The sequence below is a fragment of the Fundidesulfovibrio sp. YSD1 genome (genome assembly GCF_055397115.1).
Genome location: NZ_AP043666.1, coordinates 2,557,501 through 2,579,607, shown reverse-complemented (window position 1 = coordinate 2,579,607; position 22,107 = coordinate 2,557,501). Strand labels below are relative to the sequence as shown.

Sequence of the window (22,107 nt, the reverse complement as noted above, 5' to 3'; positions counted from 1 at the left end):
ACATTACCGTGATGAAAAGTAACCAATCCGACAACCCCTTCTCGGCCAAGCCCTGGGCCTGCCTGGGCGTTTCCGTCACGGGCACCTTCATGGCCACCCTGGACGGCGGCATCGTCAACGTGGCCCTGCCCGTGATCGCCCAGCAGTTCGGCGCGGACCTGCCCTTCGCGCAGTGGGTCATCACCATCTACCTGCTGGTCATCGCCTGCCTGCTGCCCGCCTTCGGCCGGCTGGGCGATTTGAGCGGGCGCAGGAACAAGTACCGCGCGGGCTTTCTCGTCTTCACCCTGGGCTCGGCCGTGTGCGGCGCGGCCCCGGGCATGTGGTGGCTGATCGCGGGGCGCGCGGCGCAGGCCGTGGGCGCGGCGCTCCTGATGGCCAACGGCCCGGCAATCGTGATCATGAGCTTCCCCGGCCCCGAGCGCGGGCGGGCGCTCGGCATCATCGGCATGGTGGTGTCCCTGGGGTCGCTGGCCGGGCCAAGCCTGGGGGGGCTCCTGGTGGGCTGGCTGGGCTGGCCGTCCATCTTCTACGTCAACGTGCCCGTGGGCATCCTGGGAATGATCCTGGCCAGCCGCGTGCTGCCCGACGACAAGCGCGAACCCGAGGGTGGCTTCGACCTGCCGGGCTCGGTCCAGTACGCCGCGGCCGTGGTCTTTCTGCTCACGGCCATCACCCACGGCGGGCGCTGGGGCTGGCATTCGCCGGGGATACTCGCCTGCTGGGGCGCGTCCCTGGCCGCGTTCGTGCTCTTCCTGCGCCGCCAGGCCACTGTGCGCCACCCGGTGGTGGACCTCTCGCTCTTTCGCATCCGCACCCTGGCGCTCGGCAACCTGGCCTCGCTCTTGGCCTTCATGGCCCTTTTGACCAACGCGGTGATGCTGCCGTTCTTCCTGGACCGCGTGGCCGGGTTCGGCGCGCAACAGACCGGGCTGGTCATGGCGGTGATGCCCCTGGCCATGGCCTTCACGGCCCCGCTTTCCGGCTACGCCTCGGAGAAGATAAGCCCCGCGCTGCTCACGGGCGTGGGCATGACCGTGGCCGCGTGCGCGCTCTACTCGCACACGCAGCTCACGGCCTCGTCGGACTTCTGGCGCTGCGTGGCCGGCCAGGCCGTGCTGGGGCTCGGCTTCGGGATGTTTCTTTCGCCCAACAACAACGCCGTGCTGGGCAGCGCCCCGCTCTCGAAAAGCGGCGTGGCCGGGGCGGTGATGGCCCTGGTGCGCAACCTGGGCATGGCCAGCGGCATCGCGGTGTCCACGGCCGTGTTCGAGGCCGCGCGCAACAGCGCGCTGGCCAGGGGCCTGGCCGAAAAGGCCGCGTTCGCCTCGGGCTTCGACGCGGCCCTGACAGTGGCCGCGTGCCTGGCGCTCGGCTGCGTGCTCCTCGCCTTCGCGCGCATGGGGGCGCGCACCGGGTCCGGCTAGGCATTTGCCCCGACCCTTGATACGGTGGCCGCAAGAGACCCACAGCCCGGGGAAGACCGCATGAGCCAGGACGACTCCTCGACCCGCATCGACAGCTACCTCCAGGCGCTGCGCCGCCTCAAGGAAACTTCCGCCCGCAGGGACGTGGCCGAGCGCGAAATCTTCCTGGCCGTGCTTTTGGCCAACAAGGCCAGGCTCACCGAATCGCCCACCCTGGACAACGACCAGCAGAACCTGGCCTCGGCCATCGCCACGCGCGGCGAACCCCACCCGGCCCACGAGCTGTACCGCGACTGGATGTCGCAGTTCCTGGTCACGCTCAACCAGTACGAGGTGGCGGCGCGCACCGGCCAGGAGGAGCAGTCCTCGGCCCTCCTGGGGCAGCTTCTCAACCTCGAGTCGCTCCTGGCCAAATGCCTCCAGGGCTACATCCTGCTCTCCGGGGTGGTGCGCGACGACTTCAACGACGTGATCATCCGCCGCTTCGGCGAGACGGCCCTGGCCGACATCGACGAGGTGACCCACGCGGGCTTCTCCGACGACCGCTACTGGAAGGCCCTGCTGGAGCGCTTCGCCCTGGGCTTCGTGAACCGCTCCTACCCGGAGCTCATCGCCAGGGAGCGCTTCAAGCTCGGGCGCGAGGGCGCGTTCGTGGCCGTGCGCGTGCCACTGGACGGGCTTTTGGAGCTTCTGCCCGGCACGGACAAGGACATCGACAAGACCCGCCTCCAGACCCTTTTCGACTCCGCGCGCCAGGACCCCCAGGCCGGGCGTTGCGCCCAGGCCGCGGCCTCCATGCTGGCCGGGCTGGGCACGCCGCTTTTGCCCGGCAAGCCCGCGCGCCACGACCTGGACATCCTGGCCCGCGTGGCCTGCATGGACCCGGTGGCCGCCCGCTTCGTGGAGATCTTCGCGGAGGGCAAGCCCCTAAGCGACGAGGAACTGCCCCCCGAGCCCGACGCGGACAACCCCGAGCGCAGGGCCGCGCGCGAGCAGGCCGCCCGCGAGTTCATCAGGAACCAGATGACGGCCATGGCCGCCGGGGCCGCCCTGGCCCTGTGCATCCTGCGCGAGGACATCGCCAAGGCCATGCAGTCCTTCCCCCCGCGCGACATCGAGAAGCTCCTGGCCGTGGCCCAGGCCTTCGACCCGGCCTCCCTGGCCCAGGCGCACACGCTCATGCTGGAGCTGGCCCTGTGCAGGCTTTTGGCCGAGAAGACCCAGGAGGAAGGGGCCAAGGTGCAGATCAAGTGCCTGAGGCAGCACCGGGCCGCGCGCAGGGACGTGGAGGCCCTGGCAGGGGCCGGGTTCAACCGCATCCGCCAGAAGGTGTTCTTCGAGGACGACCCCGGCTCCCGGGACTGGCTCATCTTCAAGGACAAGACCCCCCAGGAGCTGGCCCAGGCCATCAAGCTGGCCAACATGGGGCCGGAGCTCTCCCAGGCGCTCACCGGGCTGTGGATGCGCATGGAGTTCAAGACCGAGGTGGTGCTGCTGGTGAACCTCCAACTCGTGGCCAAGGCCTCCACCAACGTCCAGGCCAGGCTGGCCGAAATCCTCTCCAGGCTGGGCATGGTCAAGCCCGCCCCGGCTCCGGCCCCTCCGGCCGGGGCCTGATCCCCCTTCCGGACGGCAAAAAAAACGGCGCGGGAGACCGCGCCGTCCGTTTTTCGATCCTTCCCGGGCCTACTGCTGGGTGTTCTTGCGGTAGCGCGGGATATCCACCTTGAGGAGCTTCTCGCCCTCGCGCAGGTACTTGAGCACGTCGATGCCCACGTACTCCTCCTGGCCGGCCGGGGCGGCCGACGAGGGGGACTTCACCTGGGGGGTGCCGGGGGGGAGCATCCTGGCCAGATCCTCGGCGGAGGGGTCCGCGTCGGCCTGGAGGGCGTCCAGGGTCACGGCCACGGGCTGGTAGTAGAAGGAGAGCTTCACGGCCCCGTCCTGGTCGCGCTTGAGCTTCACGCGCACGGGCCCGGTGCGCCAACTGGCGACCTCGCCGTCGTCGGACTTGGCCAGCTTGCCCTTGCCGTAGATCTTGCGCAGTTCGGCCAGCAGCTTGTCGTAGCCGGAGCCGTCCTTCAGGCGCAGGTGCACGGCGTAGAGCCTGCCCCCGGCCTGGCCGTAGAAGACCGTGGGCTTGCCGTAGCCCTTGAACTCGAAGCGTTCGCGCAGGTTGACGTAATAGTCGATCCCGTCCTGGGAGCGCAGCTTCATGAAGCCGTCGCGCCTGCCCACGTCCTCGCCCCAGGCCACGGCGCCGAAGCCTTCGGCGAGCACGCCCTTGGCCGCGGCCAGGCACGTCCCGGACATCGCCAGCAACAAGACGAGAACCATCGCCAACCGGGTCACCATTGCGGACACGAGCGCCTCCCTTGGGGTCGTATTTTCTGAAGATAGCCGCAGGCCTTCCGCGTTGCAAGCCCGGCGCCGGGTGCCGCCTCCTTGAAAAACATGGACGTTTTTTCCAAGGATAAAACAATCATTTCGGATCATTACCCACGAAATGACTGTACACTCATTTCGCGGGCGCCACACTAGCTGACGTTGCGCCCGCCCAGCATGGCCAAGGCGGACTGCTTCTCGTCGGCCAGGCGCGAGGTCACGGCCACGCGCAGCCTGCCGCGCCCGGCGAACTGGACCATGCGCTGCCCGTAGACCTCCTCGATGAGGTCCTTGTCGGACTTGGACTTGCCCGAGGCCTGGAGCTTCTCCAGGGCCTGGGTGAAGATCTCGGAGGCCCCGTTGGGTCCGTGCTGCACGGCGGTGCTCCAGAGCACCTCGCGCACGGCCTGGGAGCGCGTGGACATGTCCTCGCCCGTGGTCATGCTGATGGACTTGAGCGCGGGCTGGTAGTGCGTGGAGGAGATGAACTCGTGCTGCAGGGCCTCGAAGCGGTTCGGGTGCTCGGCCGCGATGCGCCGCCACTCCTCGGCCATGGCCCCGCTCCTGCCGCCGGTGTTGGCCGGGCCGGAGGCGGCGAGCCGCACGGCCAGGTCCGGGGCCTTGGTTTCGAGGTAATCCATGAAGCGGCCCATGGTGCCCACGCCCGAGGCGATCTGGTAGGTGCCGTAGGACGTGCCGCCGCGCCCGTCGTAGCCGATGGCGTCGATGGCCCCGCGCGACTCGTAGGTCGCGGACAGCACGCCCAGTCTGTCGGACTTGGCGTAGCGGGCGTCCTCCTTGCGCACGGCGGCCTGGCGCTTGGCCGCCAGGAACTTGGACTCGGCCGCGGCCGCGGCCAGCAGGAGGTCCTCCTCGTCCTTGGTGAAGCCCTGGGGCAGCGCGCCCTTGGCATTCGCGCCCGGAAGATGGCCCAGGTCCTCGGGGTGGCGCGCGTTGCGGTCGATGCCGCCCCGCACCTCGTTGGAGGCCGCCGCGCCCCTGGCCGCCGGGGGCTTGCCCGCCGGAAGGTTGACGTCCACCACCCCGTCCTTGCGCGCGGCGGGCATGGAGGACAGCATGGAAAGCACGTCCTTGCCCTTGCCGCCGAGCACCTCCTGGCTTACACCGAGCTGGCTGGTGAGCATGGCCTTGAACGTCGTCTGGTCCTGCGAGAGCTTGTTATTGCCGAACCTTTGCAGCTCCGGCCTGGCCGCCAGGGCGGCCTTGATGTTCTGTGGCGTCATCGCCATGACGTGAACCCCCTTCCACGAGACTGCGACCCATGTCACAGCAATCACCGTGCCAGCCGCCCGCCCACCAGTTCTTCCAGAACCGGGCCTGCCGCTACTACCCCTGCCACCCCGGGGCCGACCCCGAGGGCTTCAACTGCCTGTTCTGCTTCTGCCCGCTGTATTTCCTGGAGAACTGCGGCGGCGACTTCCGGGACGCGAACGGCGTGAAGGACTGCACCCCCTGCCTGAAGCCGCACCACCCCGGAGGCTACGAGCACGTGCTCAAGCGGCTGAAGGAAGAATTCGCGAAAAGGCGCTCGGGGGGATAGGCCAGGAAACGCGAACGCCCGGCGATCCGCGCCTCGCGCGAACCGCCGGGCGATAATCCGGCACGATGATCAAACGGCCGCCCGTTCGCGGCCGCCCTCCTACTTCGCCTGAACCCGGTCCAACCTCGCGAGCACCCGCTCGCGCCCCATGGCCTGCATCATCTCGAAGAGCCCGGGGCTCGCGGTGCGCCCGGTGAGGGCCACGCGCAGGGGCTGGGCCACGGTTTTGAACTTGAGGCCCTTCTCGTCGAGGTAGGCCTTGGCGGCGGCCTCCAGGGGCTCCTGCTCGAAGGCCGGGGCCTGGGCGAAGATCGCGCGCAGGGCGGCCAGGTGCGGCAAGACGTCCTCGGTCAAAAACTTCGTCGCTGCCTGGGCGTCCATCTCCGGGGCCTCGGCCACGAACATCTGGGCCTGGTCGGCCATCTCCACCAGGGTGCGCGAGCGCGGCTGCAAGAGCGGGATGAAGGCCTCCAGGTAGGCCTTGTCCAGGTTCGTGAAGCCCCGCCCCGCCAGCACGCCCTCCAGGAGCCCGGCCAGGCGGGCCACCGCGCTCTCCTTGATGTAGTGCTGGTTGAGCCAGAGGAGCTTCTCGCGGTCGAACACCGAGGCGGACTTGCCCAGGTTCTTGAGCGAGAAGAGCTTCACGAGCTCCTCGCGGCTGAAGATCTCCTGGTCGCCGCTGGCCCAGCCCAGGCGCACCAGGCAGTTGAGCATGGCCTCGGGCAGGATGCCCTCGGCGTCGTACTCGTACACGGCAGTCGCGCCGTGGCGCTTGGAGAGCTTCTTCTTGTCCGGCCCCAGGATCATGGGCACGTGGCCGAACACGGGCAGGGGCAGGCCCAGGGCCTTGTAGATGAGGATCTGCTTGGGCGTGTTGTTGATGTGGTCGTCGCCCCGGATGACGTGGGTGATGCCCATGGCGCTGTCGTCCACCACCACGGCCAGGTTGTAGGTGGGGGCGTTGTCGGAGCGGCGCAGGATCATGTCGTCGAGCTCGGAGTTCTCGAAGGCCACGGCCCCGTGCACCACGTCGTCCATCACCGTGACCCCGGCCAGCGGGGCCTTCAGGCGCACCACGCGCCCGGGGCCGGGCCCCAGGCCGCGCTCGCGGCAGCGGCCGTCGTACTTGGGCTTGAGTCCCTTGGCCCGGGCGGCCTCGCGCATGGCCTCCACTTCCTCGGGCGTGCAGGAGCACCAGTAGGCCTGCCCGGTCTCGATCATCCGGTCGATGGAGGCGTTGTAGATGTCGAAGCGCCTGCTCTGGTAGATGGGCTCGCCGTCCCAGTCCAGGCCCAGCCACTTCATGGAGGCCAGGATGCCCTCGGTGTAGGCCGCCTCGGAGCGCACGGTGTCGGTGTCCTCGATGCGCAGCAAAAACGTGCCCCCGGCCTGGCGGGCCAGGAGCCAGTTGAAGATGGCCGTGCGCGCGCCGCCGATGTGCAGCTGACCGGTGGGGCTGGGAGCGAAACGGGTTATGACGGTCATGTGGCCTCCGCGAAATCGTTGTGCAGGGCTGGTACGCGCCGGAGCGGGCGGCTGTCAACGCGCGCGGCACCGGATTGCACACACCGGCCGCAGGTGCAGGATGTTGCACAAGCACGGAGCAACGCGAAATATTTATCTCGTTATTCCGTGCGTATAGATTGCGGCATGAATTCTGCTTAAAATGGTCGGCTTTGACTGCCCGCATCCGGTGCTTAGGTTTGCGGACGTCCCGGCTCGCGGGGCGGAACTTCAGGCCCTTGGCGAGCACACCATTTCGAGAGGATACCACGTGAAACGCATTCTTTTCCCCCTGCTCCTGCTTCTTGCCCTGCCCCTGGCCGCCCGCGCGGCCGACGACACCGTGAAAGTCCCGCTCGGGGACGTGAGCGACACGGCCAAGTACTACAAGTTCGACGCCGACGGGACCACGGTGAAGTACTTCCTGATCAAGGCCCCGGACGGCACCGTGCGCTCGGCCCTGGACGCCTGCGACGTCTGCTTCCCCGAGAAGAAGGGCTACAAGCAGGCGGGCGAGTTCATGGTCTGCGTCAACTGCGGGATGAAGTTCCACGTCTCGCGCGTGGGCATGGTCAAGGGCGGGTGCAACCCGCACCCGGTGGCCAACAAGGTCGAGGACGGCCAGGTAGTGCTCTCCAAGGCCGAGCTCGCTTCGGGCGTGAAATACTTCAAGTAGGAAAGGGCCCATGAACCTGCTCACCCTTCCCGTGAGGACGCTCAGGCGCAAGTTCATGCGCACGGCGCTGCTCGCGGTGGTCTTCGCCGCGGGCATCTGCTCGGTGGTGGCGCTCAACTACGTGTCCAAGGCCGTGGGCGACTCCATGGAGAAGAAGCTCACGGCCTACGGCGCGAACATCATGCTCCAGCCCAAGGTGGACACCCTGGCCGTGGGCTACGGCGGGTTCAGCCTGGGCAGCGTGTCCTTCGACGTGAAGCACCTGACGCGCGAGCAGGTGGACAAGGTGCGCACCATCGAACTCAAGGAGCGCATCGCCTCGGTGGCCCCCAAGTTCATCGCCCTGGCCCACGTGGCGGACAAGTCCGTGGCCATGATCGGCGTGGACTGGGACGAGGAACTGCTCATCAAGAGCTACTGGGGCTTCGAGGGCCGCCCGGCGGCGGAACCGGGCGAGGTGCTCGTGGGCTCCAAGGCGGCCGAGGCTCTGGGCCTCAAGCCCGGGCAGGGCTTCGAGGCGCTGGGGCGGACGTTCAGCGTGGCCGGGGTGCTCACGCCCACGGGCAGCGAGGACGACAACGTGGTCTTCGCCGGGCTCATCGACGTGCAGGAGGCCATGGGCCAGCCCGGCGTGATCCACTTCGCCGAGGTGGCGGCCCTGTGCTCGGGCTGCCCCATCGACGAGATCGTGGCCGAAATCCAGTCCGTGCTGCCGGACGTGGACATCGTGGCCATGCAGAAGGTGGTGAAGAGCCGCATGTACACCATCCATTTCGTGCAGCACCTGGCGCTCATCGTCAGCGTGATCCTTTTGCTCACGGCCTGCTTCATGATCGCCCTGTCGCTTCTGGCCTCGGTGAACGAGCGCAAGAACGAGATCGGCGTGCTCAGATCGCTGGGGTTCTCGCGGGCGTCGGTGTTCTCCATCTTCTGCATGGAGGCGCTGATAATAGGCATGGCGGCCGGGCTGGCGGGCTATTTCGGCGGCTTCGGCGTGAGCGTGAAGGTCATGGCCATGCTGGACCTGGCCAAGGAGGCCGAGCTGGCCATGGAGGCCTGGCATTTGGGCGTGACCCTGGCCGGGGTGGCCGTGATCTCGTGCCTGTCCTCGGTGATCCCCGCGTGGAAGGCCGCGAAAACCGATCCCAGCCAGGCGCTGGTCATGCTGTAGGAGGCCCCGATGCTGCAAGCGCTCAACGTATCCAAGACCTTCGGGGACACCCAAGTGCTTAGGGGCGTGTCCGTGGACATCCCGGACGGCCAGTTCGCCTGCGTGGTGGGCCGCTCGGGCTCGGGCAAGTCCACCCTGCTGAACGTGCTCTCCACGCTGCTGCGCCCGGACGAGGGCCGCGTGGTCTACCAGGGCCGCGAGGTCACCTCCATGGGCGAGGGCCAGATCAACGGGCTTCGCCACAAGGACTTCTCCATCATCTTCCAATTGCACCACCTTCTGCCCTACCTGACGGCGCTTGAGAACGTGATGCTGCCCTACATGAATTCGCTGAAACCCGTGAGCGTCGAGATAAGGGACAAGGCCCGGGCCTGCCTGGAGCGCGTGGGGCTCGCCGGCAAGGAGGAGCGCCTGCCCGGCAAGCTCTCCGGCGGCGAGCAGCAGCGCGTGGCCATCGCGCGCGCCCTGGTGAAGAGCCCGGGCGTCTTGTTCGCGGACGAGCCCACGGGCAGCCTGGACAAGAAAAACGGCGACGGCATCATCGAGCTCCTGCGCGACCTGAACCGCGAGGGAGTGACCCTGGTGATGGTCACCCACGACCTGTCCTACGCCAGGCTTGCCGACCGCATGGTGGCCATGGAGGACGGCAGGATCGTGGACGGGCTGGCCGAGGCCTGCTGAACGCCCGCCCCGCCGCATCCATATAATTGTCGCGCGCCCGGCCCACGGAAGCCTCCGTGCGGCCGGGCGCTTTTTGCGTTGCCGGGGCCGGGGTCTTGCCGTAGGCATTTCCGCATGGATCGGTCGGAAAGGCGCGTTTTCAGGTTGTATTTCGCGGGGATCGGCATCGCCGTGGCCGCGAGCCTGGCCGTGGTGTTCCTGGCCCTGGCCTGGCGCAGCCGCCAGCTGGCGGACGAGGCCGTGCTCTCGCAGGCCCGGGCGCTTTTCGGCTCCATGGCGGTGATGCGCCAGTGGAACGCCTGGCACAGCGGGGTCTACACCCAGAAGAGGCCCGAGACGCCGCCCAACCCCTTCCTGGCCAGGCCCGAGGTGCTGACCCGCGACGGCGAGGCGCTGACCTTCATCAACCCCTCCACCATGACCCGCGAGATATCCGACATGTCCGGGCAGTCCGGCGGCGTGCGCTTTCGGATCACCAGCCTGAAGCTCGTCAACCCGGCCAACGCGCCCACGCCCTTCGAGCAGGAGGCCCTGCGCGCCTTCGCCCTGGGCGAGAAGGAATTCTTCGCCACCGAGGAAGCCGGAAGCGCACGGACCTTCCGCTACATGGCCCCGCTGGCCACCGAGGAGTCCTGCCTGCCCTGCCACGCGGCCCAGGGCTACCGCGTGGGCGAGCCGCGCGGCGGCATCAGCGTGAGCTTCGACGTGAGCGCCGTGCACCAAAGGCTCGGCCACGACACCCGGGTCATCGCCGGGGTGTCGCTGGCGGCCATCGCGGTGGTCACGGCCATGCTCGGCATGCTTATGGCGGCCATGCGCCGCAGGCTGGCCGAAAGCCGGGAGCGGCTCAGGCTGATGGCCGAGACGGACGCCCTCACGGGCCTGGCCAACCGCCGCAGGCTGATGGAGCGCCTGGACGAGGAATTCGAGCGCGCGCGCAGGCAGGGCGGAAGCCTGGCCTGCATCATGCTGGACCTCGACCATTTCAAGGCCGTGAACGACACCCACGGCCACCAGGCCGGCGACGCGGTGCTCGCCGCGCTGGGCGCGGTGCTGCGCGACGCCACGCGGGCTTACGACGTGCCCGGGAGGCTCGGGGGGGAGGAATTCCTGGTGGTGGCCCCCGGGATGGACCGCGAGGACGCCAGGGCGCTGGCCGGACGGCTGCGCCGGGCCGTGGCGGAGATGCTGCCGGGCCGGCCCGGGATCGCATCCGGGATCGCGGTCACGGCGAGCCTGGGGGTGACGGCCATGGAGAGCGGGGACGCCTCGGCCGAGGCCCTGCTCAGGCGGGCGGACGAGGCCCTGTACGCGGCCAAGGCCGCCGGGCGCGACAGGGTCGAGGCGCGCTAGCCGCAGCGCCCCTGGACGCCGGGCAACGCCCCTCGGGGAAGGCAACGGTTGTCCTGGACCGTCCACCGCCGGGCAGACGGCCGCTTACCCCGTGGACGCCGGGCCGGGAGGCGCGGCGCGAAACGCGAAAAGGCCGGACCGGGGTTTCCCCGGTCCGGCCGCGAATACGCGGACCAGGGCCGCGAGAGGCCTACTCGGCCTTCTGACGGGCGACGGGCTTGACCACCGTGCCGGAACGCAGGCAGCGGGTGCACACCGTGATGGTGGAAACCTCGCCGTTGGCCTTCATGGCGCGCACCTGGCGAAGGTTGGGGATGAAGCGGCGCTTCGACTTGTTGTTGGCATGGGAGACGTTGTTGCCGACCTGGGGTTTTTTCCCGCACTTTTCGCAAACCTTGGCCATATCGAACCTCCACGCGGGGTCATGCCCCTGGAAATGTAATGCTCGTCGAAAGGGAAGCGATGCTTACACGCTCTTTTCGAGGCTGGCAAGCTTTTTGTTGACAGAAGGCGGGGGCGCGATTACTCAGCGTTGTTTCCCGGAGGGCGAGAAATGGCCGAGCACTGGCTGGACATAACCGACATCCCGGCCGAGGGCCGCGAATACGTCATCGACGACCAGGAACTCTGGGCCGAGGGATGGCGCGAGTTCGGCATGGAGCTTGTGCCCGCGTCGCCCATGTCGGCCGCGTTCTCGGTGCAACCCCAGGAGCGCGGCGCGCTGGTGCGCGGAAAGATGACCGGAGCGGTCACCGCCCCGTGCGACCGCTGCACCGTACCGGTGCGCCTGGACATCGACCTGGGTTTCGACCGCTTCGAGCAGGAGGCCCTGCCCGGAGAGGAAACCCTCGAGCCCACGCTTCTGCGCAGGCGCGGGCGCGTGCTCGAGCTTGACGCGGGCGGGATGCTCTGGGAAGAGTTCCTGTTGGCCCTGCCGGTCAAGCCGCTGTGCTCCGAGGAATGCAAGGGGCTGTGCCCCGACTGCGGGCAGGACCTGAACCAGGGGCCCTGCAAGTGCTCCGGCGAGGAGCCCGATCCGCGCATGGCCGCCCTGCGCGGGCTTACCATCGCCAAGAAAGTCCAATCATAGAGGTATACGGAAATGGCCGTCCCCAAGAAGAAAGTCTCCAAGTCCCGCAAGGGCATGCGCCGCTCCCACGACGCCCTGACCCCGCCCAACGTGATCCTGTGCTCCTGCGGCGAGCCCACCCTGCCCCACAGGGTGTGCCCGAGCTGCGGCACCTACAAGGGCCGTCAGGTGCTCAAGCGGGATGAACCCCAGTCCTAACCGGCCTCGCATCGCCGTGGACGCCATGGGCGGGGACTTCGGCCCCCACGTGGTCGTCCCCGGCGCGGTCCAGGCCGCCAAGAGAAAGCAGTACGACCTGATCCTGGTCGGGGACGAACCGCGCATCGCGTCCGAGCTCTCCAAGCTCGACACGCGAGGCGTGGTCGTTCGCGTCGTGCACGCCACCCAGGTGGCGGAAATGCACGACAAGCCTTCCGAAGCCCTGCGCAAGAAGAAGGACTCGTCCATCCAGGTGGCGTGCAACCTCATCCGCAAGGGCGAGGCCGACGGGCTGATCAGCGCCGGGAACACCGGCGTGGTCTTGGCGTGCAGCCTGTTCACGCTGGGGCGCATCGAGGGCGTGGACCGGCCCGCGCTGGCCACCATCCTGCCCACGGAGCGCACGCCCAGCGTGCTCATCGACGCCGGGGCCAACGTGGACTGCAAGCCGCTCAACCTGCTTCAGTTCGGCATCATGGCCGATGTGATGTCGCGGGTGCTCCTGCGCTGCCCGGAACCCCGGGTGGCCATCCTCTCCAACGGGGAGGAGGAGGGCAAGGGCAACCAGCTGGTCAAGGAAGCCTTCGAGCTGTTCAAACACTCCTCGCTCAACTTCGTCGGGAACATCGAAGGGCGAGACCTCTTCACCGGCGAGGTGGACGTGGTGGTGTGCGACGGCTTCGTGGGCAACGTGGCCATCAAGCTGGCCGAGGGCCTGGCCTCGTCCATGGGCAGGCTCCTCAAGGGCGAGCTGCGCCGGGGCTTCTTCGCCAAGATCGGCACCACCCTGGCGCTCTCGGCGCTCAAGCGCTTCTCCAGGCTCATGGACTACGCCGAGTACGGCGGCGCGCCGCTTCTGGGCCTCAACGGCACCGTGATCGTCAGCCACGGGGCATCCAACCAGAAGGCCATCGCCAACGCCGTGGACATGGCCGGCACGCTCGTGCGCCTGGAGGCCGCAAGCCTCCTCCAGGCCGGGCTCGCCGCCAACAAGGACTTCGCCCATTTCATCAAAAGACCGGCCCACGCCGAATAAAGACCCCCACCACATGCACGGACGCTTCACCCTCGAAGGCTTCGGCCGTCACGTACCCGAACGGGTTCTCACCAACGCCGAACTGGAGACCATGGTCGACACCAGCGACGACTGGATCACCACACGCACCGGCATCAAGGAGCGCCACATCGCCGCCCCGGGCGAGGCCTCCAGCGACCTGGCGGTCCGGGCCTGCTCCAACGCCCTGGCCGACGCCGGGCGCACGGCCGAGGAAGTCACCCACATCTACTACGCCACCTTCACCCCGGACTCCTTCTGCCCGCCCGCTTCCAGCATCCTGCAGGAGAAGCTCGGCATCAGCGGCCGCCCGGCGGTGGACATGAACGCCGCCTGCTCCGGCTTCCTCTACGCCCTGGAGGCGGGCATGGGCGCGGTGGCCCTGCGCCCCGGGTCCGTGGCCCTGGTCACGGCCTCCGAGATCACCACCAGCCGCACCAACTGGGCCGACCGCGCCACCTGCGTGCTCTTCGGCGACGGCGCGGGCGCGGTGGTCCTCTCCGACCGCGAGCCCAAGCCGGGCCAGGCCGTGATCGAGGACATCGTCCTGCACTCCGACGGCTCGCTGTGGCCTTTGCTCACGGTCAAGAGCGGCGGGTCGGCCTGGCCGCTGAAGCTCGGCGACATCGTCGGCGAGAACTTCTTCATCGAGATGAACGGCCCCGAGGTCTACAAGAACGCCGTGCGCTCCATGGGCTCGGTGTGCGAGGAGATCGTGGAGCGAAACGGCCTGACCCTTAACGACGTGGACCTCTTCATCCCGCACCAGGCCAACTTGCGCATCATCGAGGCAGTGGGCAAGCGCCTGAAGTTCTCGGGCGAGCGCGTGATGATTACGGTGGACCGTTACGGCAACACCTCGGCCTCCTCGGTGGCCATGGCCCTGGCCGACGCCAAGAGCGAGGGGCGCGTGAAGTCCGGCAGCCGCGTGCTGCTGACCACCTTCGGCGGCGGCTTCACCTGGGGCGCGGCCCTGCTGCGTTTCGTCTAGAAAATGCCATTTGAGTTTGCCCGGCAATTACGTTAGGGAAAAAATTCTTTAGCCCATACCGGAACACCCCATGAGCAACCCACCCCGGCTTACCGCACTCGTCACCGGCGGCTCGCGCGGAATCGGCGCGGCCGTGGCCAAACGCCTGGCCAAGGACGGCTACTCCGTCATCTTCACCTACGTCAGCAAGCCCGACGAGGCCAACGCCGTGGCCGCCCAGATCATGGCCGAAGGCGGCGAGGCCCAGGCCCTGCGCCTGGACGTCTCGGACCGCGAGGCCGTGCCCGCCTTCTTCAAGGAGCACATCGAGGGCAAGGCCGACCTGCACGTGCTGGTGAACAACGCCGGCATCACCAAGGACGGCCTGCTCGTGCGCATGAAGGACGAGGACTGGGACCGCGTCATCGGCGTGAACCTCACCGGTGCCTTCACCTGCCTGCGCGAGGCGGCCAAGATCATGATGAAGCGCCGCGCCGGGCGCATCGTGAACATCGTCTCCGTGGTGGGCCAGAGCGGCAACGCGGGCCAGGCCAACTACGTGGCCGCCAAGGCCGGGCTCATTGGCCTGACCAAGACCGCCGCGCTGGAGCTCGCCTCGCGCGGCGTCACGGTCAACGCCGTGGCCCCGGGCTTCATCGAGTCCGACATGACCGCCGTGCTCCCCGAGGCGGTCAAGACCAATTTCCTGGAACAGATTCCGCTGAAAAAGATGGGCGCTCCCGAGGACGTCGCCTCGGCCGTTTCCTATCTCGCCTCGCCCGAAGCCGGGTACGTCACCGGCCAGGTCCTGGCCGTGAACGGCGGGCTCTACCGCTAATCAAACGATCAACCATCCCACAGTTATCTGGAGGAAAGACCATGTCCGTCGTCGAAAAAGTCAAAGAGATCATCGTGGACCAGCTGGGCGTGTCCGCTGACGAAGTGAAGCCCGAGGCCAAGTTCGTTGACGACCTGGGCGCCGATTCCCTGGACCTCACCGAGCTGATCATGGCCATGGAAGAGGAGTTCGGCGTCGAGATCGCCGACGAGGACGCCCAGAAGATCGTCAAGGTCCAGGACGCCATCGACTACGTCCAGTCCAAGCAGGGCTAAATAAGCAAGGGCGGCCGGCCGCGCCTGGCCCGGCCGCCTCATTTCCCCCAAGGTGCCAATGCCAATGAAGCTCAAACGAGTCGTCGTCACCGGCATGGCCACGATCACGCCCATCGGCAACGATCTGGCCACCAGCTGGCGGAACCTCCTGTCCGGCGTCTCCGGCGCGGGCCCAATCACCCGCTTCGACGCCACGGGATACGACACCACCTTCGCCTGCGAGGTGAAGGACTTCGACCCCGCCACGCACATCCCGCCCAAACAGGCGCGGCGCATGGACCATTTCACCCAGTACGCCGTGGCCGCCGCGCAGATGGCGGTCAAGGACTCCGGGCTCGAGATCACCCCCGAACTCGCTCCCGAGGTGGGCGTGCTCATCGGTTGCGGCCTGGGCGGCCTGAACACCATCGAGGAGCAGCACAAGAAGCTCCTGGCCGGCGGGCCCTCCAAGGTCTCCCCGTTCTTCATCCCGGTGCTCATCGCCAACATGGCCGCGGGCCAGGTGGCCATCTTCACCGGGGCCAAGGGCCCCAACGTCTGCACCACCACCGCGTGCGCCTCGGGCGCGCACGGCGTGGGCTACGCATACACCGACATCATGCTCGGCCGGGCCAAGGCCATGATCTGCGGCGGTGCCGAGTCCACTGTCGCGGGCATGGGCGTGAGCGGCTTCAACGCGCTCAAGGCCCTCTCCACCCGCAACGACGACCCCACCAAGGCCTCCAGGCCCTTCGACAAGGACCGCACCGGCTTCGTCATGGGCGAGGGCGCGGGCATCCTGATGCTCGAAGAACTGGAGTTCGCCCAGGCGCGCGGAGCGCGTATCCTGGCCGAGGTGGCCGGTTTCGGCGCCTCCGGGGACGCCTTCCACATGACCGCCCCGCCGGAGAACGGCGAAGGCGCGGCTCTGGCCATGCGCGCGGCCCTGCGCGAGGCGGGCATGGAGCCCGGCGACATCGACTGCGTGAACGCCCACGGCACCTCCACGCAGCTCAACGACGCCTGCGAGACCAAGGCCATCAAGTCCGTTTTCGGCGACCACGCCTACAAGCTGGCGGTCACGGCCAACAAGTCCATGATCGGCCACTGCCTGGGCGCTGCCGGAGCCATCGAGAGCGTGTTCTCGGTCAAGTCCATGATCGAGGGCATCGTGCCCCCGACCATCAACTACGAGACCCCCGACCCCGAGTGCGACCTGGACTACACCCCCAACGCCCCCGCCAAGCGCGAGGTGCGCACGGTGATCAACAACTCCTTCGGGTTCGGCGGGACCAACGCCTGCGTGATCTTCAAGAGGTTCGAGGCGTAGCCCGGGCTGAACTTTTTATGAGGCGCGGCACACGGCCGCACCCTTCGACCTTCAACGCTTAACGGGCTTCGCGGGCATACGCCGCCAAGTCCGTTAAGCATTTTGCGGGGAACAAGGAGATTTCCATGGACGAGATATTCATCCGCGATCCCGAGATCGCCGCGGCCATCGCCAGCGAGATCGAACGCCAGGTGGGCGGGCTCGAGCTCATCGCCTCCGAGAACTTCGTCTCCGCCGCCGTGCGCCAGGCCCAGGGCTCGGTGATGACCCACAAGTACGCCGAGGGCTACCCCCACAAGCGCTACTACGGCGGCTGCGAATTCGTGGACGTGGCCGAGGACCTGGCCCGCGACAGGGTCAAGCAGCTCTTCGGGTGCGACTACGCCAACGTACAGCCCCACTCGGGCTCCCAGGCCAACATGGCCGTGTACTTCTCGGTGCTCAAGCCCGGGGACACCGTGCTCGGCATGGACCTCTCCCACGGCGGCCACCTGACCCACGGCAGCCCGGTGAACTTCTCCGGCCGCTTCTACAACATCGTGTTCTACGGCGTGTCCCGCGAGACCGGCACCATCGACTACGACGCGCTCCAAGCCCTGGCCCGCGAGCACAAGCCCAGGATGATCGTGGCCGGGGCCAGCGCCTACCCGCGCACCCTGGACTTCGACCGCTTCCGGGCCATCGCCGACGAGGTCGGGGCCATGCTCATGGTGGACATGGCCCACATCGCGGGCCTGGTGGCCGCGGGCGAGCACCCCACGCCCATCGGCAAGGCCCACTTCACCACCTCCACCACGCACAAGACCCTGCGCGGCCCCAGGGGCGGGCTCATCCTCGCGGGCGAGGACGAGGCCAAGAAGATCGACTCGCAGATCTTCCCGGGCATCCAGGGCGGCCCGCTCATGCACGTGATCGCGGCCAAGGCCGTGGCCTTCGGCGAGGCCCTGCGCCCCGAGTTCAAGGCCTACCAGGCCCAGGTGGTGAAGAACGCCAAGGTCATGGCCGAGGGCCTCGTGTCTCTGGGCTACGACCTGGTCTCGGGCGGCACGGACAACCACCTGATGCTCGTGGACCTGAACAACAAGGACGTGACCGGCAAGGAGGCCCAGATCGCCCTGGACGCCGCCGGGATCACGGCCAACAAGAACACCGTCCCCTTCGAGACCCGCTCGCCCTTCGTGACCTCGGGCATCCGCTTGGGCACCCCGGCGCTGACCACGCGCGGCATGAAGGAGGCCGAGATGGAGAAGGTGGTGGGTTGGATCGACGCGGCCATCAAGGGCCGCGAGAACGAGTCCGCCCTGGCCGCCATCAAGGCCGAGGTGAAGGCCTTCGCCAGCCGGTTCCCGCTGTTCGGCTGGTAGGAAAGCGCGTTTCGACGCCCCAGGGGCCGCGCCGGGAAGCCGCGCGGCCCCTTTCTTGTTTCTTGACAAAGGGGCGCGCCGCAATCACTTTCGCTCAAAACAAGGGGAGTCCCATTCTCATGGACCAACGCCTGCCCTGGCCCGAATACTTCATGCGCATCGCCTTTCTCGTGGCCGAGCGCTCCACCTGCCTGCGCCGCAAGGTGGGAGCCGTGGCCGTGAAGGAAAAGCGCATCCTGGCCACGGGCTACAACGGAGCGCCCGCGGGCACGGCCCACTGCCTGGACATCGGGTGCATGCGCGAAAAGCTGAACATCCCCTCGGGCCAGCGCCACGAGCTCTGCCGGGGCCTGCACGCCGAGCAGAACGTGATCATCCAGGCCGCCGTGCACGGCGTGTCCATCGCCGGGGCGGACCTCTACTGCACCACGCAGCCCTGCATCATCTGCACGAAGATGCTCATCAACTGCGGCGTGCGCAACATCCACTACGCCGAGGGCTACCCCGACGAACTCTCGCGGGACATGCTCGAGGAATCCGGAGTGAAATTTGATACCCTGCCCAGCCCCGAAAAACCCTGACGAAGCCTTCATGGCCGAGGCGCTCGCGCTCGCGGCCAGGGGCAAGGGATCGACCGCCCCCAACCCCTGCGTGGGCGCGGTTCTCGTGCGCGGCGGCCAGGTGGTGGCCGGGGGCTGGCACAAGGTCTGCGGCGGCCCGCACGCCGAGGTGAACTGCCTGGCCGACGCCCGCGCCAAGGGCGTGGACCCGGCCCAGTGCACGCTCTACGTGACGCTCGAGCCCTGCAACCACCACGGCAGGACCCCGCCCTGCACCAAGGCCGTGCTCGAAGCCGGGATCACGCGCGTGGTAGTGGGCTGCGCCGACCCCAACCCGCGCGTGGAAGGTGGGGGCGCGGGCTTCCTGCTCACCCACGGCCTGGACGTGACCGTGGGGGTGCTGGAGCGCGCCTGCAAGGACATGATCGCGGATTTCGCGGTCTGGCAGTTCACCCCGCGCACCTACAACATCCTCAAGATGGCGGCCACGCTCGACGGCCGGATAGCGGCGCGCACCGGGCACTCGGCCTGGGTCAGCGGCCCCGAGTCGCGCGCGGCCGTGCACGAGCTGCGCACGCGCGTGGACGCCGTGCTCGTGGGCGGGGCAACCCTGCGCCACGACAACCCCCAGCTCACGGCCAGGCCCGAAGGCCCGGCCCCTGAAAGGCAGCCCCTGGCCGTGGTGGTCACCTCGCTTCTGCCCGAGGCCTCCGCCCCCTTCACGCTTCTCAGGCAGCGCCCGGAGCAGACCATCTTCTGGACCGACTCGGCCAACGCCGTGTCCGTGCGCGCCGAGGCCCTGCGCGCCATGGGCGTGCGCGTCTGGGAGCTTCCCGCCTCGGGCGAGCGCCTGGACCTTGCCGCCGGGTTCGCGAAGCTCAGGCTGGAGGCCGCCTGCCACACCACGCTCTGCGAGGGCGGCGGCAGGCTGGCCCTGTCGCTGGCCAGCCAAGGCCTCATGGACGAGTTCCGCTACTTCCTCGCTCCCAAGATACTGGGAGACGCCGAGGCGGTGCCCGTGTTCGCGGGCGGGGTGGCCGAATCCATGCGCCAGGCCTTGCCCCTGCGTTTGGCCGCGTTCGCCCAGAGCGGCCCCGACCTCATGCTCACCTACGTCCCGATCTCCTGAAACCGCCCCGGAGGCCCAGTGAAGAGATTTCTCGCCATCGCCGTCGCCCTTTGCGCAGCCCTGCTCGGCTCCTACTACCTCGTCGGCACCCGGGTGGAGCCGCTGGTCTCTGACTACTTCGCCAAGGCCGCCGCCGAGAATCCCACCCTCGCGATCACTCCCAAGAGCGCGGAAAAGGGCCTCTTCTCCAGCCGCTACGTCTACACGCTGGACATGGCCGTCCCCGAGGACCGCCCCGCAGGGTCGAAGCCCACGCGCCTCGTGCTGGACGCGGCGGTGGACGTGGCCCACGGGCCGTTCCCCTTCGCCTCCGGCCAGGCCTCACTGGCCCAGGCCGTGGTCGCGACCACGTTCGCCCTGAATCCGGCCAGCGACCAGGACGTGAAGGACTTCTTCGCCAAGTTCCCCGAGCTCATGGCCACGAAATGCGTCACCCGCGTGGCCTTCGGGGGCGATTGCGAGACCAGGCTCACCGTGCCGGGCTTCTCCCGGACGGTGTCAGCGGGCGGCCAGCCCCTGGACGTGGACTGGCAGGGCATGACCATCGACGCCACCCACGACTCGGCGCTGACCCGCGTGCAGAGCAGCGCCAAGGCGCCTCTTCTTCTTATGAAGGACGGGCAGGCCAGCATGGCCATGCGCAACATGACCCTGGAGAGCAAGGCCTCGCTGGCCACCAAGCTGATCTGGGCGGGCGAGCACAAGCTGCGCATCGACGCCGCCGAGTACAAGGCCGCCGGGCAGGCCCAAGGCGGCGCGCTCGCGGGCCTGGCCCTGGACGCGTCGCTTACGCCCAAGGGCGAGGTGGCCGATTATTCCCTGGCCCTGGGCGGGAACCTGGAAACGGGAGCAGGCAAGGCCCAGCCCTTTCGCCTGCGCATGCAGCTTTCGGCCATCGACCTGGCCGCGCTGAACGACCTCGTCGCGCTTTTGCAGTCGAAGCGCGCCCTGGCGGCGGGATCGCCGCCACTGGGCGAACCGGAGCTGCGCGCCATCGGCAACGCCATGCTCCCGCGCTCGCCTTCGGCCGGCCTGGAATTCGGATTCTTCGAGGGTGAGGACGCCTTCAGCTTTTCCTGCGAAGTGAGGCCCGAGGGCATGCCCGCCATCCCGGCCACGGCCGAGCAGGCCCTGCCGCTTTTGCGCGCCAAGGCCGACCTCTCGGGCAAGCTGGACGTCATCGTCCGGACAGTGTGCACGGTGGCGGCCAGCGACAAGAAGGCCGGAGTGGACCAGGCCCAGTGCGCGCAGGAGCTGTTCGCCCAGGCTGTCCAGTTCGTCGCCATGGGTTTGGCCACCGTGGACGGCGGCAGGATCGCCTCCTCGGCCGCGTGGGACGGCAAGGTCCTGACCGTGAACGGCCGCTCCCTGAACTGAGGGGCTACCTGCTGGCCTTGGAGAGCCTCGCGTTGATGAGCTCCTGAAGCTCGTTGAGGAAGGACTCGCACGCCGCGGCGGCCACGCGCCTGCGGTCCATGAGCAACGCCAGGGACTTCACGTCCGAATTGATGCGCGAGAGCCTGAGCACCGCCTGGTTGGTGGCCTCGAAATCCTCGAACGCCCTGGAGGCCTCGGCCATGCGCGCGGCGGCCTCTCCCGAGGCGAGCGCGGACCCTTCGGCCAGGGATTTCCTCGCGGCTTGCGAGGCCGCCTGCATGCGCTCCTCGATGCGGTCCATGCCCGCGTCGGTGGCCTCGCCGATGTGCGGGGCCTGGAGGGCCAGGATCACGGACGCCTGGGCCACGGCGTCGAAGCAGGCCACGGCCAGCTTTTCCCCGCCTGGCGAGCCGGAGGAAGACTGCACGGCCGCGCGCAAGGCGCGCTCGAGGCGCTCGAGGATCTCGAGCCCCTGGCCCTGCGAGAGCTTCGAGGCCTGCTCGTTGGTCTTCTGGACCACCAGCGCCAGATATTCCTCGTCGATGGCCCGGACCTCTCCCCAGGCCTTGGCAAAGTTCTCCACGACCTTGCGCTGCGCCTCGAACCCGTCACGGTCCGAGATGTCCTTGAGTTCGACAAGCCCTGCGTCCACCGCCTTGGAAGCGGCACGCGCCTGGTCGGCATAGGCCTTCGAGGATTCCGGGCTGTCAGCGAGCAACGCGTTCTTGCCCGCATCCACGGCCGAGAGCAGGCTCGCGCGGACCTGCGCGGTGAGCTGCACCTTGCGCACCTGCGTGGCCAGGAGTTCCTCCACGCGCCAGGGGCCGCGCGCGTTGCCCAGATAGAGCAGCAGGCCGAGCGTCAACGTCAAAAGCGCCGCCAACACCATCCACGGTTGGTTCTTTCGCATGTCGGGCTCCGCAGTTCGTCTGTGTCTCGCTGCTACCATCCCGGCCCGGCCAAGGCCAGAGGGGCGCCTGCGGCAATCTGCTTGCTAGCGCAAGAGGTACGCGTGCACGTACGGCCCCAGGATCCGCTGATCGTCCAGGCCGAAGGCGCTCGGGAAAAACACCCTGTTCGCGTTCAGGTAGACCCTGTCGCCGGTCTTGGCCGCATGGGGCGATATCCTCACCATTTTCGTCTCCGCGTCCCCGGGCAGGAAGCGCAACCTGGCCAGCAGTGAGCC

24 protein-coding genes (1 of these 24 only partly in view) are annotated in these 22,107 nt (G+C 68.2%); 18 read left to right on the top strand and 6 right to left on the bottom strand.

What is annotated here, in order from left to right; all coding sequences use genetic code 11:
* Positions 1–11: 11 nt before the first annotated feature.
* Together ACZ5V4_RS12120 and ACZ5V4_RS12115 are read left to right on the top strand one after the other, a co-directional pair.
* Entirely contained in the window at positions 12–1,427 is a 1,416-nt protein-coding gene (locus ACZ5V4_RS12120) for a DHA2 family efflux MFS transporter permease subunit (protein WP_464315113.1), read from the top strand.
* Between the two features lie 60 nt (positions 1,428–1,487).
* The gene (locus ACZ5V4_RS12115; protein ID WP_464315112.1) at positions 1,488–3,044 is read left to right on the top strand and encodes a hypothetical protein; all 1,557 of its coding nucleotides are present in this window, start codon (positions 1,488–1,490) and stop codon (positions 3,042–3,044) included.
* A 69-nt stretch (positions 3,045–3,113) separates the two neighbouring features.
* On the opposite strand, the gene ACZ5V4_RS12110 is transcribed toward ACZ5V4_RS12115, so the two are convergent.
* Together ACZ5V4_RS12110 and ACZ5V4_RS12105 are read right to left on the bottom strand one after the other, a co-directional pair.
* Complete coding sequence (locus tag ACZ5V4_RS12110; protein WP_464315111.1) at positions 3,114–3,791, bottom strand: hypothetical protein; 678 nt, start codon at positions 3,789–3,791, stop codon at positions 3,114–3,116.
* Between the two features lie 173 nt (positions 3,792–3,964).
* Positions 3,965–5,062 carry a VgrG-related protein gene (locus ACZ5V4_RS12105; protein ID WP_464315110.1) on the bottom strand — a complete coding sequence of 366 codons (1,098 nt, stop codon included), beginning with the start codon at positions 5,060–5,062 and terminating at the stop codon, positions 3,965–3,967.
* A gap of 32 nt (positions 5,063–5,094) precedes the next feature.
* Between ACZ5V4_RS12105 and ACZ5V4_RS12100 the strand changes: the two genes are divergently transcribed.
* Positions 5,095–5,373, top strand: a complete 279-nt coding sequence (locus ACZ5V4_RS12100; protein WP_464315109.1) for a cysteine-rich small domain-containing protein — start codon at positions 5,095–5,097, stop codon at positions 5,371–5,373.
* Positions 5,374–5,472: 99 nt separating this feature from the next.
* Here ACZ5V4_RS12100 and gltX read toward each other — a convergent pair whose 3' ends face one another.
* Entirely contained in the window at positions 5,473–6,858 is a 1,386-nt protein-coding gene (gene gltX / locus ACZ5V4_RS12095) for a glutamate--tRNA ligase (protein WP_464315108.1), read from the bottom strand.
* 289 nt (positions 6,859–7,147) lie between these two features.
* Between gltX and ACZ5V4_RS12090 the strand changes: the two genes are divergently transcribed.
* The 4 genes from ACZ5V4_RS12090 (at position 7,148) to ACZ5V4_RS12075 (ending at position 10,757) form a co-directional block, all read left to right on the top strand.
* Positions 7,148–7,552 carry a DUF2318 domain-containing protein gene (locus tag ACZ5V4_RS12090; protein WP_464315107.1) on the top strand — a complete coding sequence of 135 codons (405 nt, stop codon included), beginning with the start codon at positions 7,148–7,150 and terminating at the stop codon, positions 7,550–7,552.
* A gap of 10 nt (positions 7,553–7,562) precedes the next feature.
* A complete protein-coding gene (locus ACZ5V4_RS12085; RefSeq protein ID WP_464315106.1) occupies positions 7,563–8,723 on the top strand; it encodes an ABC transporter permease in 1,161 nt (386 codons plus the stop codon).
* A gap of 9 nt (positions 8,724–8,732) precedes the next feature.
* Positions 8,733–9,404, top strand: coding sequence for an ABC transporter ATP-binding protein (locus tag ACZ5V4_RS12080; protein ID WP_464315105.1), 672 nt, complete (start codon positions 8,733–8,735; stop codon positions 9,402–9,404).
* 114 nt (positions 9,405–9,518) lie between these two features.
* Positions 9,519–10,757, top strand: a complete 1,239-nt coding sequence (locus tag ACZ5V4_RS12075; protein ID WP_464315104.1) for a GGDEF domain-containing protein — start codon at positions 9,519–9,521, stop codon at positions 10,755–10,757.
* A 190-nt stretch (positions 10,758–10,947) separates the two neighbouring features.
* On the opposite strand, the gene rpmB is transcribed toward ACZ5V4_RS12075, so the two are convergent.
* Positions 10,948–11,160: a 50S ribosomal protein L28 gene (rpmB, locus tag ACZ5V4_RS12070; RefSeq protein WP_464315103.1), complete on the bottom strand. Its 213-nt coding sequence runs from the start codon at positions 11,158–11,160 to the stop codon at positions 10,948–10,950.
* A 150-nt stretch (positions 11,161–11,310) separates the two neighbouring features.
* On the opposite strand from rpmB, the gene ACZ5V4_RS12065 reads away from it, so the two are divergent.
* The 11 genes from ACZ5V4_RS12065 to ACZ5V4_RS12015 all read left to right on the top strand — a co-directional run bounded on the left by ACZ5V4_RS12065 (position 11,311) and on the right by ACZ5V4_RS12015 (position 20,921).
* Complete coding sequence (locus ACZ5V4_RS12065; protein WP_464315102.1) at positions 11,311–11,847, top strand: YceD family protein; 537 nt, start codon at positions 11,311–11,313, stop codon at positions 11,845–11,847.
* 12 nt (positions 11,848–11,859) lie between these two features.
* On the top strand, positions 11,860–12,045 hold the full coding sequence (rpmF, locus tag ACZ5V4_RS12060; RefSeq protein ID WP_173086757.1) for a 50S ribosomal protein L32: 186 nt from the start codon (positions 11,860–11,862) through the stop codon (positions 12,043–12,045).
* Positions 12,029–13,081, top strand: coding sequence for a phosphate acyltransferase PlsX (gene plsX / locus ACZ5V4_RS12055; protein WP_464315101.1), 1,053 nt, complete (start codon positions 12,029–12,031; stop codon positions 13,079–13,081). Before rpmF ends, plsX begins: the two co-directional genes overlap by 17 nt.
* A 13-nt stretch (positions 13,082–13,094) precedes the next feature.
* On the top strand, positions 13,095–14,090 hold the full coding sequence (locus ACZ5V4_RS12050; protein ID WP_464315100.1) for a beta-ketoacyl-ACP synthase III: 996 nt from the start codon (positions 13,095–13,097) through the stop codon (positions 14,088–14,090).
* Positions 14,091–14,160: 70 nt separating this feature from the next.
* Positions 14,161–14,907, top strand: a complete 747-nt coding sequence (gene fabG / locus ACZ5V4_RS12045) for a 3-oxoacyl-[acyl-carrier-protein] reductase (RefSeq protein WP_464315099.1) — start codon at positions 14,161–14,163, stop codon at positions 14,905–14,907.
* A 41-nt stretch (positions 14,908–14,948) separates the two neighbouring features.
* Positions 14,949–15,182 carry an acyl carrier protein gene (acpP, locus tag ACZ5V4_RS12040; protein ID WP_464315098.1) on the top strand — a complete coding sequence of 78 codons (234 nt, stop codon included), beginning with the start codon at positions 14,949–14,951 and terminating at the stop codon, positions 15,180–15,182.
* A 64-nt stretch (positions 15,183–15,246) separates the two neighbouring features.
* Positions 15,247–16,491: a beta-ketoacyl-ACP synthase II gene (gene fabF, locus ACZ5V4_RS12035; protein WP_464315097.1), complete on the top strand. Its 1,245-nt coding sequence runs from the start codon at positions 15,247–15,249 to the stop codon at positions 16,489–16,491.
* Between the two features lie 125 nt (positions 16,492–16,616).
* Positions 16,617–17,855, top strand: a complete 1,239-nt coding sequence (gene glyA / locus ACZ5V4_RS12030) for a serine hydroxymethyltransferase (protein ID WP_464315096.1) — start codon at positions 16,617–16,619, stop codon at positions 17,853–17,855.
* 119 nt (positions 17,856–17,974) lie between these two features.
* Positions 17,975–18,436: a deoxycytidylate deaminase gene (locus ACZ5V4_RS12025; RefSeq protein WP_464315095.1), complete on the top strand. Its 462-nt coding sequence runs from the start codon at positions 17,975–17,977 to the stop codon at positions 18,434–18,436.
* Between the two features lie 10 nt (positions 18,437–18,446).
* Positions 18,447–19,544 (top strand): bifunctional diaminohydroxyphosphoribosylaminopyrimidine deaminase/5-amino-6-(5-phosphoribosylamino)uracil reductase RibD, encoded by a 1,098-nt coding sequence (ribD, locus tag ACZ5V4_RS12020; protein ID WP_464315094.1) that lies wholly within the window; start codon positions 18,447–18,449, stop codon positions 19,542–19,544.
* A gap of 18 nt (positions 19,545–19,562) precedes the next feature.
* Positions 19,563–20,921 carry a DUF945 family protein gene (locus tag ACZ5V4_RS12015; protein WP_464315093.1) on the top strand — a complete coding sequence of 453 codons (1,359 nt, stop codon included), beginning with the start codon at positions 19,563–19,565 and terminating at the stop codon, positions 20,919–20,921.
* A gap of 4 nt (positions 20,922–20,925) precedes the next feature.
* Here ACZ5V4_RS12015 and ACZ5V4_RS12010 read toward each other — a convergent pair whose 3' ends face one another.
* The gene (locus tag ACZ5V4_RS12010) at positions 20,926–21,831 is read right to left on the bottom strand and encodes a hypothetical protein (protein ID WP_464315092.1); all 906 of its coding nucleotides are present in this window, start codon (positions 21,829–21,831) and stop codon (positions 20,926–20,928) included.
* 84 nt (positions 21,832–21,915) lie between these two features.
* Positions 21,916–22,107, bottom strand: the 3' portion of a protein-coding gene (locus tag ACZ5V4_RS12005; RefSeq protein ID WP_464315091.1) for an O-antigen ligase family protein. It continues 1,740 nt past the right edge of the window; the window shows 192 of its 1,932 coding nt (coding positions 1,741–1,932); its start codon lies off the right edge, out of view; its stop codon occupies positions 21,916–21,918.

Bases quoted from the DNA above. Each gene is read 5' to 3' on its own strand.
- ACZ5V4_RS12065 (WP_464315102.1), top strand. From the start codon at position 11,311: ATGGCCGAGCACTGGCTGGACATAACCGACATCCCGGCCGAGGGCCGC.
- plsX (WP_464315101.1), top strand. From the start codon at position 12,029: ATGAACCCCAGTCCTAACCGGCCTCGCATCGCCGTGGACGCCATGGGC.
- gltX (WP_464315108.1), bottom strand. From the start codon at position 6,858: ATGACCGTCATAACCCGTTTCGCTCCCAGCCCCACCGGTCAGCTGCAC.
- rpmB (WP_464315103.1), bottom strand. From the start codon at position 11,160: ATGGCCAAGGTTTGCGAAAAGTGCGGGAAAAAACCCCAGGTCGGCAAC.
- fabG (WP_464315099.1), top strand. From the start codon at position 14,161: ATGAGCAACCCACCCCGGCTTACCGCACTCGTCACCGGCGGCTCGCGC.
- ACZ5V4_RS12080 (WP_464315105.1), top strand. From the start codon at position 8,733: ATGCTGCAAGCGCTCAACGTATCCAAGACCTTCGGGGACACCCAAGTG.
- ACZ5V4_RS12105 (WP_464315110.1), bottom strand. From the start codon at position 5,062: ATGGCGATGACGCCACAGAACATCAAGGCCGCCCTGGCGGCCAGGCCG.
- glyA (WP_464315096.1), top strand. From the start codon at position 16,617: ATGGACGAGATATTCATCCGCGATCCCGAGATCGCCGCGGCCATCGCC.
- ACZ5V4_RS12075 (WP_464315104.1), top strand. From the start codon at position 9,519: ATGGATCGGTCGGAAAGGCGCGTTTTCAGGTTGTATTTCGCGGGGATC.
- ACZ5V4_RS12120 (WP_464315113.1), top strand. From the start codon at position 12: ATGAAAAGTAACCAATCCGACAACCCCTTCTCGGCCAAGCCCTGGGCC.
- ribD (WP_464315094.1), top strand. From the start codon at position 18,447: ATGGCCGAGGCGCTCGCGCTCGCGGCCAGGGGCAAGGGATCGACCGCC.
- ACZ5V4_RS12025 (WP_464315095.1), top strand. From the start codon at position 17,975: ATGGACCAACGCCTGCCCTGGCCCGAATACTTCATGCGCATCGCCTTT.
- ACZ5V4_RS12115 (WP_464315112.1), top strand. From the start codon at position 1,488: ATGAGCCAGGACGACTCCTCGACCCGCATCGACAGCTACCTCCAGGCG.
- ACZ5V4_RS12010 (WP_464315092.1), bottom strand. From the start codon at position 21,831: ATGCGAAAGAACCAACCGTGGATGGTGTTGGCGGCGCTTTTGACGTTG.
- acpP (WP_464315098.1), top strand. From the start codon at position 14,949: ATGTCCGTCGTCGAAAAAGTCAAAGAGATCATCGTGGACCAGCTGGGC.
- fabF (WP_464315097.1), top strand. From the start codon at position 15,247: ATGAAGCTCAAACGAGTCGTCGTCACCGGCATGGCCACGATCACGCCC.
- ACZ5V4_RS12050 (WP_464315100.1), top strand. From the start codon at position 13,095: ATGCACGGACGCTTCACCCTCGAAGGCTTCGGCCGTCACGTACCCGAA.
- ACZ5V4_RS12100 (WP_464315109.1), top strand. From the start codon at position 5,095: ATGTCACAGCAATCACCGTGCCAGCCGCCCGCCCACCAGTTCTTCCAG.
- rpmF (WP_173086757.1), top strand. From the start codon at position 11,860: ATGGCCGTCCCCAAGAAGAAAGTCTCCAAGTCCCGCAAGGGCATGCGC.
- ACZ5V4_RS12085 (WP_464315106.1), top strand. From the start codon at position 7,563: ATGAACCTGCTCACCCTTCCCGTGAGGACGCTCAGGCGCAAGTTCATG.